The sequence below is a fragment of the Moorena sp. SIO1F2 genome, assembly GCF_010672755.1.
Taxonomy (GTDB): Bacteria; Cyanobacteriota; Cyanobacteriia; order Cyanobacteriales; family Coleofasciculaceae; genus Moorena.
In genome coordinates this window covers 1-17,245 of sequence record NZ_JAAHFV010000114.1, presented here as the reverse complement: position 1 = coordinate 17,245, position 17,245 = coordinate 1, and the positions used below count along the sequence as shown (strand labels likewise).

At 41.9% G+C, this 17,245-nt stretch carries 13 protein-coding genes and 1 pseudogene; 6 read left to right on the top strand and 8 right to left on the bottom strand.

Translation table 11 applies throughout. The features are described from left to right. Positions 1 to 105: 105 nt before the first annotated feature. From F6J94_RS15400 to F6J94_RS34315, 6 genes are all read right to left on the bottom strand, one after another. A complete protein-coding gene (locus F6J94_RS15400) occupies positions 106 to 462 on the bottom strand; it encodes a hypothetical protein (protein WP_293041651.1) in 357 nt (118 codons plus the stop codon). Between the two features lie 880 nt (positions 463 to 1,342). Continuing rightward, complete coding sequence (locus tag F6J94_RS15390) at positions 1,343 to 2,569, bottom strand: group II intron reverse transcriptase (protein ID WP_367142216.1); 1,227 nt, start codon at positions 2,567 to 2,569, stop codon at positions 1,343 to 1,345. Positions 2,570 to 2,633: 64 nt separating this feature from the next. Further along, positions 2,634 to 3,062: a reverse transcriptase N-terminal domain-containing protein gene (locus F6J94_RS34320; RefSeq protein ID WP_324610957.1), complete on the bottom strand. Its 429-nt coding sequence runs from the start codon at positions 3,060 to 3,062 to the stop codon at positions 2,634 to 2,636. 565 nt (positions 3,063 to 3,627) lie between these two features. Beyond that, entirely contained in the window at positions 3,628 to 4,656 is a 1,029-nt protein-coding gene (locus tag F6J94_RS15385; RefSeq protein WP_293041655.1) for a transposase, read from the bottom strand. Between the two features lie 101 nt (positions 4,657 to 4,757). After that, on the bottom strand, positions 4,758 to 5,099 hold the full coding sequence (locus F6J94_RS15380; protein WP_293041646.1) for an ATP-binding protein: 342 nt from the start codon (positions 5,097 to 5,099) through the stop codon (positions 4,758 to 4,760). 104 nt (positions 5,100 to 5,203) lie between these two features. Next, positions 5,204 to 5,407, bottom strand: a complete 204-nt coding sequence (locus F6J94_RS34315) for a cytochrome-c peroxidase (RefSeq protein WP_365939893.1) — start codon at positions 5,405 to 5,407, stop codon at positions 5,204 to 5,206. 767 nt (positions 5,408 to 6,174) lie between these two features. Here F6J94_RS34315 and F6J94_RS15375 point away from each other — a divergent pair. The 6 genes from F6J94_RS15375 (at position 6,175) to F6J94_RS15350 (ending at position 15,632) form a co-directional block, all read left to right on the top strand. Then, complete coding sequence (locus F6J94_RS15375; protein WP_293041643.1) at positions 6,175 to 10,266, top strand: ATP-binding protein; 4,092 nt, start codon at positions 6,175 to 6,177, stop codon at positions 10,264 to 10,266. An 18-nt stretch (positions 10,267 to 10,284) separates the two neighbouring features. After that, positions 10,285 to 11,097 (top strand): GAF domain-containing protein, encoded by an 813-nt coding sequence (locus F6J94_RS15370; protein WP_293017598.1) that lies wholly within the window; start codon positions 10,285 to 10,287, stop codon positions 11,095 to 11,097. Between the two features lie 26 nt (positions 11,098 to 11,123). Then, positions 11,124 to 12,557, top strand: coding sequence for an adenylate/guanylate cyclase domain-containing protein (locus F6J94_RS15365; RefSeq protein ID WP_293041640.1), 1,434 nt, complete (start codon positions 11,124 to 11,126; stop codon positions 12,555 to 12,557). A 595-nt stretch (positions 12,558 to 13,152) separates the two neighbouring features. Then, positions 13,153 to 13,821 (top strand): Crp/Fnr family transcriptional regulator, encoded by a 669-nt coding sequence (locus F6J94_RS15360; protein WP_293041637.1) that lies wholly within the window; start codon positions 13,153 to 13,155, stop codon positions 13,819 to 13,821. A 502-nt stretch (positions 13,822 to 14,323) separates the two neighbouring features. Next, positions 14,324 to 14,887, top strand: coding sequence for a calcium-binding protein (locus F6J94_RS15355; protein ID WP_075903769.1), 564 nt, complete (start codon positions 14,324 to 14,326; stop codon positions 14,885 to 14,887). Positions 14,888 to 15,221: 334 nt separating this feature from the next. After that, on the top strand, positions 15,222 to 15,632 hold the full coding sequence (locus tag F6J94_RS15350) for a response regulator (RefSeq protein ID WP_293041633.1): 411 nt from the start codon (positions 15,222 to 15,224) through the stop codon (positions 15,630 to 15,632). A gap of 75 nt (positions 15,633 to 15,707) precedes the next feature. On the opposite strand, the gene F6J94_RS15345 is transcribed toward F6J94_RS15350, so the two are convergent. After that, on the bottom strand, positions 15,708 to 16,613 hold the full coding sequence (locus F6J94_RS15345; RefSeq protein WP_293017590.1) for an NAD(P)-dependent oxidoreductase: 906 nt from the start codon (positions 16,611 to 16,613) through the stop codon (positions 15,708 to 15,710). A 160-nt stretch (positions 16,614 to 16,773) separates the two neighbouring features. Beyond that, a pseudogene (locus F6J94_RS15340) lies at positions 16,774 to 17,245 on the bottom strand (hypothetical protein); the annotation flags it as partial.

The following is a 17,245-nucleotide window of genomic DNA, read 5'->3' as shown; positions in this document are numbered from 1 at the left end:
CCGTTCCCACTGGTCCGAGACGCAAAGCATAGCGGCGTATCATGATAGCACAGCTCCTGATTGACTAAACTCTCTACAGCTACCGATTCTAAACTAAATTGATACCTATTTGATGACACGCCCTAGGAATTCCGGAATAGTTTGGGAGTTTTGCTTTCTGGAGATCTGGTTTATTTTATCCGGGAAAAAAGTCCAAAAGGTTACTTCACCTAAGAACCAGGCAATTACCATCAGCAGAGCAGAAACTCCCATGGAGTAAGCCATTCCAACGGTTCCGATCATAATCCATCCACTGTTTCCCGTTGCGCCAGCACTCAGACCGACAAAGACTTTTCCAAAAGAGCGTGAGCCAAGTAAGTAGTCTGATTCTGTATTATCGGAAGATTTAGCAGCTAGAGCCCCAATCCACAAAAAAATTACTAGAAACAGTCCAAAACTGAAAATTGTAATACCTGATTCCATTAGTTTTTATCTAAGGTTTTTTGAGGTTTAACTGCTCCGGTTGGCGAACTACCAAGCTATGAATACCATGTATGAATACCATGGAATCAAACTGATTCGAATTCTCCAGGGTGTCTGCCACAAATTTTTATTCGCTTTTGGTAATGGGTAATGGTCGTCCAATTAACGATTAGCCATGACGCCATAATCAGCTCTCTAATTTATTTTATAGAAAGGGGATTAGAGAGCTTTAAAATTTTAAGGCGATACCGTTTCCTACAAGCTATTACACCGATCAGGAAAAAGTTTTTCCTATAGTATCATATTCGATTAAATACCGATAATTTCGGGGGGTTGCTTATACCAAGTTGGTTCTTGCCATGTTAATCCCGTTGTTACTCGCCTTGGAAGAATAAGATGATTGCAAAGCTTAGTGTTCAGTGCTTAGTGTTCAGTGTTGTGCAGGAAGCTTGACTACTCCCCCGCATAAATGACGGGGGATTCTAATAAGGATGTTTCGTGATGGGATGAATCCGCATCACTCCACACTTTTTTCTTATTAACTGACCACAGGAATACCCTGTGGAAGTCAAAACGCCCCTACCCAGTTCGTCTAGGTTAATACCTAGCGTTCTGCTTACTTTGCGTATTATATTGGCAGCACCATTACAATCCGCATTGACATACCAATTCATTGCTGTTCGGTATAAACCGCGTTTCGTTCTTCTCCCTGATGGCTTCCAATCCTTGGGTTTTTCACCATATTTAGGCAGATAGTCACCATCTAAGAAAGGTTAAACTAAGTCGGGGGGTCGCCCCCAGCCGACTCGTCTTCAAAACCGTACGTGACAGTTTCCCGTCATACGGCTCCTCATGAAAGGAATCATTGTCATTGATACCTCTAGAAGGGATTATCATCTAAGTTTGTTAGATTGATTTTCTTTCTGTGTTTTGCATCGTGGCAGTGTAGGTGAAGTAGCTCAAGATTATTGAGTTGGTCGTTTCCACCGTTTGCGCGTGGTATTATGTGGTGTACTTCCATAAAATCCCCGTCCCTGAATATGAGTCCACAATGATTGCATTTCCCTTCTTGCCTTTTCAAAAGTGTTCCCTTTTGACTGGTCATCTCGGGATGCTTTTGCATTCTGGTGTTCCAATATATGAGGTCTCCATCGAAAATACTTCTGTCTCCCTTAACTTTGTTGTGCCTGATTATTTTTGTTTTGGCATGTTTAGGTAAATAATTATCTTCACTTGCCATAAATACCCAGTTATCAACCTTAGGAGCTTCGTACCATTTCTTAGGTTTTTCAACCTTGGTTCCCCAATATTTCTTGTTTACCCAGGTCTTGGATTTGTTTGGATGTCTTCTATATCCCCATCTTTGAAGTTTGTTCCAGAGCATGTTATCCAAATCTGAGAAGGTTTCTTTACTTACAACGCATTTGTTGTAGTTACACCATCCTCTTATTATTGGTTTTAGTTTGCTTATTAAAGCTTTTTGGGGAGCAGCCTTGTGTCGGTCAATGACCTTGGATAGCTTTTCCCAATGCTCTTTCACTCTTTTCTTCGAGGGTTTGATGAGGGTTTTGAATCCTTGCTTAGATTGGTGTCTTCCCGTCTGATATTGACGTACATTAAATCCTAAGAATTCAAAGCCGTTTGAGGTGTGTACCAATCTGGTTTTTGTGGATTTTAGTTCCAGGCCAATTTCTTCCAACCACTTTATGATGATTCTTTGACATTCTTCTACCACTTCTTTGGATTTGTGCATTATGACGAAGTCATCTGCATATCGGATTAGACTTAATGCCGTTTTATTTCTCCGTTTATTTCCGGGTAAGGTTTCGGCGTATTCCTTTATCCTGTTTTCCATTCCGTGGAGGGCTATGTTCGCCAGAAGTGGAGATATTATTCCACCTTGGGGAGTACCTTCGTCTGTCGATGTGAATATTCCTTCATCCACTACCCCGGCTTTTAACCAACCTTTGATTAACCGTTTCATGGATGGGTAGGTATTCAGTTTATTTAGAAGAGCATCGTGGTTGATTTTGTCAAAACATTTCGCAATATCGGCATCTAATACCCATTTGGGCATTTGTTTGATGCTTTTAAATATTGCTTGTATGGCGTCATGACATGACCTTCCTGGTCTGAACCCGTATGAGTTTGGCTCGAAACGTGCTTCCCATTCAGGTTAAACATGCCTGTTTGGTAAGGGCTTGGAGCGCTCTGTCGTATATGGTGGGTATCCCAAGGGGGCGTTTTTCTTTACGACCGGGTTTGTCTATCCATACTCTGCGGGTAGGTTGAGGTCGTTTGTGTATTTTAAGGTTGGCTACTAAGACTAGGCGCTGCTTGTTGGTTAAAGCTTTTCTCCCGTCTATTCCGGCAGTCTTTTTACCTTTGTTCTGTTGTGTTACCTTCCTCACCGCTAGCATTTTTGCAGACCAGGACTTCATCAATGTTTTTTGTACCCTTCTTACCACGCGAACATCGCCACGCTGAGAGGCTTGATATATCCGTTTTTGCAACTTAAACACAGTTCGTTCTAGCTTTCGCCAATCGACCTGGTTCCATTCTGACTGTGGGGTAAACCCCCGAGCTTTAGACTTCTTCATTGCTACTCATTGCTATATCCTTTCCTTATCACGTGAATCTGTCTGCGTATCCTAGGTGTTAATCTAGGCGTTAGCTTCTGATTCAATCCTTCTCACATAGGCCATGGGGCTAACTACCTACTCAATGACCGACCTCATTGAGAGCACCTATGGAGTTACTTCGTTCCTGGCAGCCATTCTATTGAACTTTTAGGGTGATACTCTCCACCGAGAACCAGGAAAATCATTATAAGAAAGCGTAATCCTATAATCCTGTTTTGTTCTATAGCTATTTGCATGCAGCGTTTCAGCCTATTACGCTACTTACCAGTTACGATGGTTCTTACGTATCTTCCTCTCGTACCCATGAGTTCTATTGCCTGCTACTAACCCCACCTTTAGGCTGGTAGAGCTTCGCTGTTCGACCCCGCTTTAACCTAGAGTTTGTTATTTCTCAGTGATTAGGGGTAGGGCTGTCACTCGGATTTTGCGAGGGTTGGTCTTTCACCAACATGGTTACCAAGTTATCAAGGTTTAATACCTTGTGACTAATCCCCCTTTTACCCTTATTGGGTTAGGTTTCTAGTCAACGAATCGCACATGCTTTACTGGTATAGCTTTCCTCTGTTTCTATGAACTCGATTCCATACTGTTGACAAAGCCCGGCTATTCTCTCTTTGAGTCTAGCTGTAGGTATTGGCACAAATTCCGAGTTAGTCTTTTTCCCTAGACCTATCTCATTCTTTCCTCCTTTATTCCAACCAAAAATAACTCGACCAATTTGATTTTTTAAGCAATGATTGATAACTAGTCTTGCGGCTTTGTTAATTCCATCACGCATTTGACGGTTACGTTTTTCAGTTATCGCCCCTAGGTGGTTAGACCAAAATCCTTGTGGTTTGCCTTGTTTAATTGTTGATATCTGTTTGTTATACCAACGATTCATCGATTTGATCTGCTTACCATCAATAATAAAGCTCGTTCCTACATTAGAAACACAGGTTAGCCAATTCTCCAATCCTGGGTCAATCCCAAGTATATTATCTGGTTCTACAATTGGTGTTTCTATTTCTTTTTTATAAACCAACTCAACATAGAAACATCTATTCCTTGGCAGTATTCTTAATTCTCTGATGTCATCAAATTCAATATTGCTAGGAAGAGGCAACCTAAAACTATCAATCCCAAACCAGCACTTTACTTGTCTTCCCAATGGTATTCTTATGTTTCCATCTATTAATCTTAAAGCTTGCTTGGGATAACTGACCAATGCCAAACCTCCCTTTTTTCTATACTTGGGCAGTCTCGGTCTATGCTCAATCTTCCCTTCTCGGTATGCTTTAATCAATTCTTTGTAGGATTTAAAAGACTCGTAGACCGAACGAAGTATTTGTTGTGCTGCTTGGGAGTGAAGTGCCTTATAGTGACGATTGAGCTTGTATTCTTTTTCTAGCTCAAACTTGCTGATGTAGCGATTGGCTTTAAAGTAGATTTGACGAGCAAAGTAGATTCCCATATTTGTCAATCTATGGGATTGTATGCATAAAAATTTGAGAATTGCCAATAACTCTTGATCTGGATTTAATAAAACCTGCTGACAGCCGTACACTTGCATCACCTCCCTTGCATTTTCGATTTTACTATAAACAGGACACATAAATGTGTCTACTGTGACGGCTCGCTCGGTTTCATCCCCTGCTTAAAAGACAGGGGCTTTCACCATCGCTTTTCGGTAAAGTAAAACGTACTTCCGACTCCAGGCTCAGACTCTACCCCAATCTGTCCCCCGTGATTTTCCACAATCTTCTTGCAGGTGGCTAGACCAATACCAGTGCCAGGATAGTCTTTATTGCTGTGCAGACGCTTAAATATTTCAAAGATATGCGATCGCTGATCGGGTTCCATGCCAATGCCATTGTCATGCACCCCAAACAGCCAGTAGTTACCACCATGCTCCAAACTATTCCGCCCATTCTCCTGAAACCCAGTTGCATTGATACTAGAAACTCTTCCTACCTCTGGCAATATCCCATGCTCACTGTCCCTGGATTCGAGCATCCCCCTGTCTTCCCCACCACAAACATCACTGTTGTCTACGGGCTTTACTGAAACCTTGACTTGGGGGGATTTCCCTGGTGCTTGAAATTTAATGGCATTGCTGATCAGATTTTGAAGACTGTGGGTGCATTAATCAAGCCAATCCTATTCTTGATCCCAATTGAACGCACTATTTGGTCTGTACCACCGGTATTTAGATTGTGGCAGCTAGCACAGGAGATAGTGTTATCCTGTGACAGTTGGGGGTCATGAAAAAGCGTCTTGCCCAGTTTTACCTTTTCTTTGTTTAGTTCTAATTTGAGTGGTATTGGCTGAATTGGTTTATCAAATAAAATACTATATTAAGAGTATTTTTGCATATATTTGTTTGATTAATCTGGTAGGTTATGATGGTGACTTTTGGAAATTATAACTATTCATAAAAGCAATAAATTTTAAAAAAATAACTAGTCAATTAATTTTAAATTGTTGTTATCTTACAGTTTACAATTGTCCATGGATTACAATCGATTATGCCAATTTAAAAAACTATTGCTACACATTAATTTGCTTGTTCGCCGGATAGGGTCCCTTGTAGGGTAGGTTGTTCGCGTAGCGTGGCCGAAAGGCCAAGGTTCAGAAGATAACCCGAGCACCGGCTAACCGACTAACCGAATAACCTACACCTGTTCAGCATCTGTAGCTCGAATAAATTAAATTGGTATTAGTTAGTATGTATGCCCTATTTTAAGTTCATCAAATAACAGAACCACAACTCAACCGTAAGAACACTTATAATTCGTAAGTTTGAATTCATAATTACGGAAAAATTACCGATTATACCCAATGGGTTTGACTAATTATCATATCTCTTCTCGGGGAATTGGTACTTGGTAATTGGTACTTGGTAGTTTACGATTATCAATTACCGATTGCCCATTTCCAAAACAGGAACTATTTAGTAAGTGATTAACCGGACTTGATCTAACGACTAACCACTAACGACTAACCACTAAAAAAAAAATTACCCGGACTGACTATAATTTTCCTGGTAGAGATTAGGCGAGATCATATCAAACCTATATCCGATTTTTTTATGGAAACATCTGAATACACTCAGCTCAATCCATTTCTCCAGGCTCGTGAGTACTTTGAAGAAATTCTTAATTGGCTCTGTTCTGAGGAAGCGCACCGTCTCACCTATTACCAGATAGAAGAAAACCTCTGGATCAATGGTATGGAACTGTTGCGGCAACTGCTACAAGGTTATCTGGATTGGCGGGGAGACAATCAGCCAGAAGCACTGTACCCAAGAAGGCAGGGTAGGTACTCTACCCAGGTCAATCCCCAGCCTGGAAGTGATTGGGGTATTGTCCACAATAGGGATAATTTGTACTCCGATGCAAGAGGGGGAACAGAGGGCATCAGGGGAGAAAGGGGAGGTAAACAATGGTCATCTTATCCCACCAGTAGGCAACCCAGCCTAAGGACTATCTTCGGAACAGTGAGACTTAATCGTTTTAATGCTAGTTCCCAGAGAAACTCACCTCCGGATAATTCCCCACTCAAGGTTTACCCACACGGGTACTGTCAGGTGAGCGGTATTCCTTTAGCATCAGAGGTGGACACCAGTTGCTCCGACCCCACTATCCTAGCCCAACCCCAGGCCAAAGCTGCTGGAGTTTCTCAGGAACAACAGGAAGGATTTTGCATAAGAGATATGGGAACTTGGTTTAGACGCCAGTGGTGGCTTAAGCACAATAGTTATCAATCCCTATGGCAGCCAAGGCGTTCTGTTCCCCGGTTGTTAATTAGTGGCACCATTGCGCTAGTGGGAACAGCAGCTTTCACCAGTTATTGGGTGGTTCGGAGTCTGATTCTTGAGAGTTTGAAGGATAATGCTGAATTGAAGGTCCAGATGGCGGGACATCAAATTGATGAATGGTTGGCGGTTCTGATGGCGAAGGTGGAAACAATTGCGAATACTCCCGAAGTTCGGTCTTTGGACTGGGAGGTTGCCCAACCCTATCTGCAACTCGAGCAAGAACGATTGCCCGATTTTCATATGTTTGTCATGGCTAAGGGAAATGGCTCTTACTACACCACTCGTGCAGGTTTTATTGAGGGGAAGAATCTTAGCGATCGCATTCACTTTCAACGAGCGATGCAAGGAGAAACCTTTGTGGATAATCCGGTAGTCTCTCGTTCTACTGCTATTCGCCAAGTCAATATTGCGGCTCCTATCTGGTCAGTTCCCCCCAACAATGACACGGAAATTATTCCAGAAAAACTGGCTTTGCCCAACCTAACCAACGAGAATGTGGAACTCGGGGATACTTACCAGCCAAAACCAGGAAAGTTGCCTGGTCTATTGTCTTTCCCCATAGGAGAATTTGCTGGACCGGTTTCCTTAGACCGACTCTCAGAGGTGATTACCAATACTACCTTAGGCGAAGGGAGTTATGCCTTTGCTTTGGACTCGAAAGGAGTACCCATTGCCCATCGAGATCCAAAGGTAATTCAATTTGGTAGGAGTTTTTTAGACTCCCCTGACCCCAATCTAAAGCAAATTGCTCAAGAGATGATGGAGGCGATGGAGGCTAGGAAAATAGCCAACCCGCAAGAGTCGGTAGAGTCGGTAACGCTACTGGAACTGGATGGTCAGTGGGTGTATGTTGCCTATGCTCCTCTGCAACACGCGGATTGGTCTGTGGCTTTGGTGATTCCCCGGGCTAATGTGGAGCGACAACTCAATTCTCTCAATCTGTTGGCATCGGTGTTGGGAGTGATGCTGATCATCGCCATGGTTATTGCTTTACTACAGATTCAAACTTTCGAGCAGACCAATGCTAGGGCTCAGCAGGAGGCGCTGCTGAATGGGCTTACTACTCGTATTCGTGAATCTCTGGATTTGGAAACAACTGTGCAAACTACTGTCAATGAAATTGCTACCCTCTTGCGTCTCGACCGAGTGACTTTTGGCTGGTATCACCAAGACCAACAATGTTTGGAAATTCTGTGTGAACATCGAAAAGCTGATTTACCCTCCCAAGTGGGATTAATAAGTATCGAATCTTCTGATGATTTATGCGATCGCTTAAGCCAAGGACAGATGGTTCACTTCCATGATAGCGGTGATCAACTCATCTACTGCCAGACAGGTAACTATCTAGCGTTACCAGTCATGATTCGGGGGTTGCATCCTCCTGGCTATTTAATTTGTATGCGCCGCAAGCCTTGGAGCTGTAGTGATTTGGAATTGGAGCTATTACAAGCCGTGAGCAATCAGTTAGCGATCGCCATCAACCAGGCAGATTTATACACCACTACTCAAGAACAGTACACAATTGTCAGTGAACAAGCTCAGTGTCTCAAAACCACCACGACTCAATTACAGCATACTCTGGCTTACGTGGATGCGATGATTAGAAGCTTAGCAGATGGATTACTGGTAACAGATACCAAGGGCAAAATTACTCGCATCAATCCAGCTTTGGTGAGCTTGTTTGATTTGGAGGAAATCGAGTTAATCGGTCAAGGGTGTCAGGGAGTGTTGGGGAATGCGATCGCAAACCTAGTCACTCTTACCAAGACTAACCCTCAACAAGTCTTTACCGCTGAAGTAGAACTGACCAATCAACGGATTGGCAAAGCCGTAGCCACTGCTATTCTAAAAGATACTAAGGCTACAGATAATCCTAATAGTCAGGATGGCTTTATGGGTTCGGTGATTCTGATCCGAGATATTACCTTTGAAAAAGAAGTAGACCGGATGAAAACAGACTTTATTTCCACAGTTTCCCATGAATTGAGGACTCCCCTAACCTCAGTCATGGGTTTTGCCAAACTGATTCAGAAAAAACTGGAAAAAACCCTATTTCCCTTAATTCCTACCAATGACCACAAGATTCAGCGCACCCTGAAGCAAGTGTCAGAAAATGTTAATATCATTATCTCCGAAGGGGAGCGTCTCAAAGCTTTGATCAATGATGTCCTGGATCTGGCTAAGTTAGAAGCTGGTCGAGTAGAGTGGAAAATGCAACCCCTCTCAGTTGTAGATGTCCTAGAACGAGCAATCATTGCGACGACTGCTCTGTTTGAACAGAATGATGTGGAATTAATTAAGAGTATAGACGAGGGCTTACCTCAGATAATTGGTGACCGAGACAGACTAATTCAGGTGGTGATTAATCTAATCTCTAATGCAGCTAAGTTTACGGATAAAGGGTTTGTATACTGTAAAGTAAGGCGAACTGGTTCAGAGATTACCGTTAGTATCATTGATAGCGGTATAGGCATTTCTGAAGCCGAGCAGACGCTGATCTTTGAAAAATTCAAACAGGCGGGTAATACTCTAACTGAAAAACCTCAAGGTACTGGGTTAGGACTCCCTATTTGTAAGGAAATTGTGGAACATCATGGAGGAAAAATTTGGGTCGAAAGCGAACTGGGCAAAGGGAGTAACTTCTCCTTTAGGTTACCCATCCCGGTTGAGTCTGAACCTGGAGTAAAAACCATAGCTGCTGAAACCCTGCTCACTCAACTAAAGTCATCTATGACCACCTCAACAATTATCAGAAATTCCAGGAATAAAACCATTTTGATTGTGGATGATGAAGCTCCGATTCGAGAACTACTCAAGCAGCATCTTAGAGCAGAAGGTTACAGAATTCAGGAAGCCAAAGATGGTTGGGACGCAATTGAACAGATCAAACAAGAACGTCCTGACCTAATTATCTTGGATGTAGTGATGCCCAGAATGAATGGGTTTGATACAGCAGCGGTGGTTAAAAATGACTTGCACAGTATGGATATTCCGATTATCATTTTGTCCATCACTGAAGAGCAAAATGCTCTAGGAGTTGAGCGATGTTTGAGCAAACCGATTAATCTCGAAGAACTGCTCAAAGAGGTTGTTCGACTGACCTCTCAAGAAAAGCCGACTAAGCAAGTTTTGATAGTGGAGGAAAATCTCCCTCAAGCTGAAATGATTACTCAGGCATTACGGAAAAGAGGAATCGGTATAATTTCTGCCAGCAATGGGCAAGATTGTATTTCTAAGGCAATTTCCTTAAAACCTGACATGATTCTGGTTAACTCAGGGATTGTGAAAGAACAATCGTTGGTTAAAAATGTGCGTTTTGAACATAAATTAGCCACGACATTTTTTATTTTATTAGATTATTAATACTAAAATAATACATGCATGGCCGCTATTAAAATTAAAAAAATAATTGCAAAAAAAGACATCTCGTCACTGCTCAATAACCTGATAACTTCCCTGGGAGGAGATATTAGTATTCAAGACATTGATGAGCAACTGTTATTCGGAGATGAGCCTGATGATTCATCTGGAAAATACAAGATAGACCTGAAAGGAACTACTTTAGGGTGGGTTAGAGGAGGAGAGAATGCTCGTCCTATTGCCGCTCTAATCAATTATTTAGCCAATCAAGAACTAGAACGCCGATCAATTGCTATAGAAACCTTAGATAACTATCGAGAAATAAACTTACTCTACAATCTATCGGGGAAATTAACTGCCAACTTAATGCCTCAAGACGTTGCTCAAATTGTGATTAATCAAACTAGGGAATTAATTCCAGTAAATCGGGGATTTCTCTTTTTGCTAGACCAAGACCAATCCCAACTGGAAGTACTCGCTAGCTTTGAGCCAAAAATGGGGTATAGACCCCAGAAGCAATCGATAGCAGGTATTGTTCGCAGTGTGATTATGACTGGTGTAGGAGAAATCGTTAACGATGTCTCATCGGATCCCAGGTTTGTGCCATCTGATTATCCGATCAGTTCCCTAATGTGTGTCCCACTCAAGACCAAAGATCAGGTAATTGGTGTGATTCAGCTCAGTAGTGAACAACCTGTAGACTATACAGCCAGGGATTTGAAATTGATCAGTGCTTTAGCATCTCAAGCCACATCAGCCATATCTAATGCTATCCTCTATGAAAATATGCTTCGAGAGGAACGGGTGAGGAGTAATTTGAATCGATACTTTTAAGCCAACTTATAATATTACCACAAAGTATGGCATCTGTCAGTCTCAAAAAAATTATTTCTAAGCCAAAAGCGCTAGGGGTCATAAGTCAACTGATTGACGCCATAGACACCGCTGTCCAGATTGAGGATGTCCACGGAAAGTTGCTGTTGGATAATCCTAGGAAAATTCCGGTATTGGGACGTTGTAACTTAGCTAATAAATATCCCGTTGAAGCAAGAGGTCAGGTGATTGGCTGGGTCAAGGGTGATCAGAAAGCGATCGCAATTAAAGAACTCCTGAATTATTTGGCTAATCAAGAATTAGAAAAAAAAGATCTAGGCAGTGCTATCTTAGATCAATACCGAGAAATTAATTTACTCTATAGAGTTTCGGAACGGATTCCATCCTGTTTAGAGCTGTCCGCTATTGCTCAGCTTTTCCTGGATGAAGCGAGAAGACTGATTCCAGGAGATTGTGGTTCAGTCTTGTTAATTAATTACGAAACTGAGCAACTAGATATAATCTCAGCCTTTGGCAAACAGTATAATCCAACAGAATTTTTTCAGCTGAGCAATAGTAAGACCAAGAATGGGTTAGGAATTGGTAAGGCTGAGATTGTAAATCAGGTTCAAGATGATCCCAGGTTTATTGCTACTGTGAAGTCCATCAACTCTCTGGTTTGTGCTCCTCTAAAAACCCAAAAGGGTCTGCTGGGGGTGATTAACTTTTGTAGTGAGAAACCGGTTAATTATACAGCTCAAGACTTGAAATTTTTAACGATTCTTGGAGCTCAAGCAGCAGGAGCTATTGAAAATGCCTTGCTCCATAGAAATAAACTACAGGAGGAGCGGATTAAAAGCCGACTGGAACGCTATATTCCTTCCCAACTTGTCCAAGCCATTATTGATGCCAAGGGCAATATCTCTCTGACTCCAGCCAAAAAGCCTATTACTATATTGTTCTCTGATATTCGGAATTTCACAACTCGGTGTGAAGAATTAGAAGCCCATAAAATTGTTGAATACCTGAACGAATATTTTACCTCCATGGTGGATGTCATTTTCAGCCATGACGGAACAGTCAATAAATTTGTGGGGGATATGATTGTGGCTATGTTTGGTGCCCCCTCTAAGCTAGAGGATAATCAGGGACAAGCGATCGCAGCTGCTATTGCTATGCAACATCAACTTAAGACTATGCCTACCCCCTGGATCCGGGATAATTTTCTAACCGGTATTGGGATTAGTTCAGGAGAAGTCGTGGTGGGAAACATTGGTTCTCCTCAGCATATGGACTATACAGCCATTGGTGATGAAGTCAATATCGCTGCCAGATTACAAGCTATGGCCAACGGGGGTCAGATCCTCGTCAGTGGTAGTGTCTATGAAGCGACCAAACACCAGTATAGCTATCGGGAATTGGGTCAGGTTTCAATCAAGGGAAAACGGCAAACAGTAGATGTATTTGAGCTGATTAACTGATACGATGTTCAGCATTGAGTTTGGGATATCTAAATTACTCAAAGGGAACAGGAAACAGGGAACAGGGAACAGGGAATGACCAATTTAAAAGCAGATAAGTTTACCTAATATCTCCGATAGTTAATCATTTCGTATTTAGATAAATTGTTACTTGTTACTTGTTATAGCGCTACGCGCAAGTCAGAAGTCAGAAGTCAGAAGTCAGAAGTAAGCTATGACTAAGTTTCGGAGTTTAGGAATGTCCTAATCTTAATGCGTAGTGCTATATCAGTACTTAGGTAGTAAATATACTTCTAGGGGGTGTTATTAAGGGGCTGCATCTCACTGTTGCAATTAGGCAAAAATTATAATAATATTCCCACACTTCTCACACTTCCCACACTTCCCGCGCCCCCGCCCCACACTTCCCACACTTCCCACACTTCCCCTTCTTTTTTACAAATATGAGATGCACCCCCGATCTTCCTCCTCCTAGTTGCTGCTTGGGACATTTTCTGTGTTCAAGTTCTGATTTTTGGCGATCTTTTCCAACAGACATCGCCAAAAATGATTGCTTAAACTATTCACATGTCCTGCCGTACTAGAAGCCTTATTGATGAATCTATTGAAACCTGAGAGCCTTCCCCCTGCTCTAAGTCAGGGTGTCATATTCCAGAATCTGGTTGCTGAACAGAAGCTATTCTACCAGGGAAATTCCGCATCGTCTTTTTTTGTAGTGGAAACAGGGCGATTCAAAATTGTTCACTACACTCAATCAGGGAAAATGGTTACACTCCAGGTTGTTAGAGCCGGTGAGAGCTTAGCTGAAAGTGCTCTTTTCTCAACGGTCTATCCTTACACAGCAATTGCTAAGGTAGCTTCACGAGTAATTGTTTATCCCAAGCAACTTCTTTTGTCAAGCCTTTGCCTTTATCCTGACTTGGCCGAGAATTTCATGACCATTTTGGTTAGACACATTCACTCCCTCAGAGTCCGTTTAGAGTGGCGAGAAATTCGGACTGCTCACGACCGGGTACTTCAATATCTACACTACTTAGCTCAGTTCCGTAATCAAACCGTTCTCAGCTTAGACCAACCCTTCAAAGAAATTGCTGCTGAGCTAGGTTTGACTCCCGAAACTGTATCACGAGCTTTGATGCAACTGGAGAAAACAGGAGCAATTACTCGTAAGAGGCGTTTGATTACCTTAATTGAAAATTTAAAATTGAAACTTGAAAATTTAAAATGGTTAATTGTCAATAGTCAATTAACCATTAAGCATTAACCCTTGCCGTGAATATGAAGTAATTCACTGGACAATCTATGACCTGTGTAAAACTTGATTTGAATCAAGTAAGTCTAATTTGTTTATAATTTTTATCCTTGACTAATAATTTATAATCGCTCCGTATAACACTTGATTTTAATCAAGCAACTCTAACTTTTTACTAATTTGTTTATAATTTTTATTCAAGTATAAAAAATTATATTTGATATCAATTCAGGTTAAACACTCATCCAACCAGGTAGTAGTTTAGACTACTCATTCATCGTTAATTGTTGATGGTAACTTCCATTAATTCCCATGAATTCCCATGAACTCCCATTAACAATTAACGATTTACCTGAATACAACGTGATTAACCGAGATCTTGCACCATTGTCATTAATCGTAGGGTGGGCAGTGCCTACCAACGCGCTTTGCAAGCTTCATTATCTGTCTGGTGCACTGCCCACCCTACATCAACTGTTAGAGAAAATTCAAGCTAAAACAAGGAGAGAATTAAATGGCAGCAACATTAAGTCCAGGTAGCACAGCTCCGCTATTTATAAGCGACTTTGAGGGTGCAATGTTTTTTGATAGCCCTCAAGAAGGTGGAGGTGTATTCGCCGTAGGACAAGAAGATCAAACTAACATTTTTATTTTTGGCGACGGTAATGATGTAGCAGCTGGCGGCGATGAAGTAGATATACTCATGGCTGGAGCAGGAGACGATAACATCCAAGGTGCTGGAGGAACTGACTTTGTCTTCGGCGGTCTGGGAGATGATATTGTTCGAGGCGGCTTAGGAGATGATGTTGTTGTTGGCAATGAAGGATCCGATGTTCTGATCAGTGGCGGCGGCAGCGATATCTACGAGTTTTTCGCAGATCAGTTCTTAGAAGGAGACTTGGATATTATCCTCGACTTCGAGGTAGGAAGTGATGCGATCGTAGTTGTAGGCAGCACTGATGTAAGTTATGATGCCTTCACGGGCTTTTTATCGGTTGATGGATCGGAAGTTGCAGTATTAAATAGGGGGTTAGATATAGACGTCTTTACCAGAACCAATTCCGCTGTAGTCTTCTAAAGTAGTGTTATAAAAAAGTTTTCCTCAGATGCAAGGGTTGTGTTTTAAACACTGAAAAGACTGTTGGCTTGATCAGGTTTTTATACAGGGTATTATTAGCTTCCGGCAACTAGAACAACTCCAGTATGTCCCCATTACCATTTGGTGTGGGGACTTTTTTGTCCTACTTTAGCTACAGCTACTCTCACATCCTGTCCGCTTGAATACTTATTTTTAATTAATTAATAAATGCGTAAATGCTCTAACTTAGCAGCAAAGCATCCGGAATAGCTAACTTGATCAAGTAAATTAATTGGTGTAGAAACAGGTAATGCTTTACCCAGCAGACTGCTCTATGACTAAAAAAATCTTGATCGTTGATGATGAACCTTATATGAGACTACTGATCGAGCAAACCCTGGAAGACCTGGAAGATGAAGGGGTAGAATTACTCACCGCTGAGGATGGTGAAGATGCTCTAGAGCAAGTTAAGTCAGAGCAACCTAATCTGGTATTTCTGGATTTAATGATGCCGAAAATGAGTGGGTTTGATGTCTGTAATCAGATCAAAAATGTTCTGTATATGAACGATGTTTATGTGATCATGCTAACGGCTAAGGGACAAGAGTTTGATAAACAAAAGGGTAAAGAAGTCGGCACAGATATGTACCTCACTAAACCCTTTGACCCTGATCAAGTCTTGGAAAAATCTCAAGAAATACTTGGTATCACCGCTACTAGCTTAAAGCAGGACAGATTTTCCTAGCCATCACCAATTTCCCAATAACTAATCTACTGTCCCGGCTTAAGTGGATAGCAGTATAACTAAATCCATCATCCTTCAGCTTCTGAGTTCACCGTAAGCACGGATCATTGCTTGAGTTCCCTGTTCACCTCCTGTACCAGTGTCAAGTTGTTGAACAACTTTGAAAAGACGGTCAGCTAATTCAACTCCAGCTAAATCCAGACTAGAAGACTGGAGGCTTTCGAGTACAAGCCTGAGGTCTTTGACCATGTGCTTAATCATGAAACCAGGCTCAAAGTCAGACTCAGCGACTTGTTGCCCTAAGTTGGATAACGCCCATGACCCAGCAGCACCTGTGCTACAAACCTCAATAACTAAATTAGGGTCAATTCCTTGATGTTCTGCCAACTTCATTGCCTCGCATAGCGCTACCATATGGACAGAACAAAGCACCTGGTTGCACAGTTTAACTGCTTGACCGCTGCCCACCGGACCACACAGGCGAATGGTTTTGCCAAGGATTTCCAGTAGGGGTTTACACTCCTCGAAGTCCGTCTGCTCACCTCCAAGCATAATTGTTAGGGTACCATTTTTGGCTCCGATATCCCCACCGGAAACTGGTGCATCGAGAAAACGTAGGTTGTGCTTCTTTAGTTCCCCACTGATTTCCTGGGCTGCATTTGGTCCAATGGTGGTGAAATCCACAATTAGGCTACCGGGTTTGGCATACTCAGCCACTCCCTCAGCTCCCAGCATAACCGCTTCTACATCTGGGACATCCCCCAAGCAAGAAAAAATTATGTCAGCTGACTCGACGGCTTCCCGGATGGATGAAACTACCTTGGCTCCAGCATCAGCAGCAATCTTGACTCCTGGACGATCGGGGGTGCGATTCCAAGCCATAGTGGGGTAATTACTGGTGGAGTAATCACTACGGGCAAGATTAGCTGCCATATATCCACCCATAACGCCGAGACCAAGAAAGGTAAGATTACTGTTCATGCTGATTCCATTAAGTCCGCTTATTTTAATATTCTTACCTAAAAGAAGACGGGAGTTTGAAAGCCCGTGTACTTTAGCGGGGGATGAAAAACGACTCGGCGAAACGGTAGTGGTACACAATTCGTGATTTTAGCTCCCGTTACCTTGACCAGACCAACGCCTACATCACTACATCTTTACCACTACCTTTTTTTTTACACATATCTAAAGCTTGTTCAAAGGTAATTTTTGTAAAAATTTGTAGTTTACCATCAACTGTAGCATCATAAATCTCTCTACCAGATCTATTAAAGTTAAATCGAGCCATATGATAGGCTAATTCAGAGCCTTCTAGGTCTGGCAGATGCCATTCTTTATTTCCAAAATACCCAGGAGTAAAATGGTTTGGGTCATCTCCTTTTAGGAACTGTTTTTCGTTAGGATTACCTACAGCAGTAAAGTTATGATCGACTCCTATCAAGAAAATTCTCTTAAAGCCCATATAGAATGCTAGCTGCATTGCTACATAAGTTACAGTGTATCCTTCGCAAATTAACTTCGATGCATCTGTCTGAAAAACGAAAGGACTACCTGCTGTAAAAATTTTAGAAATATGATACCTTTTATCTACCACATTATCAGCGGATATAGCA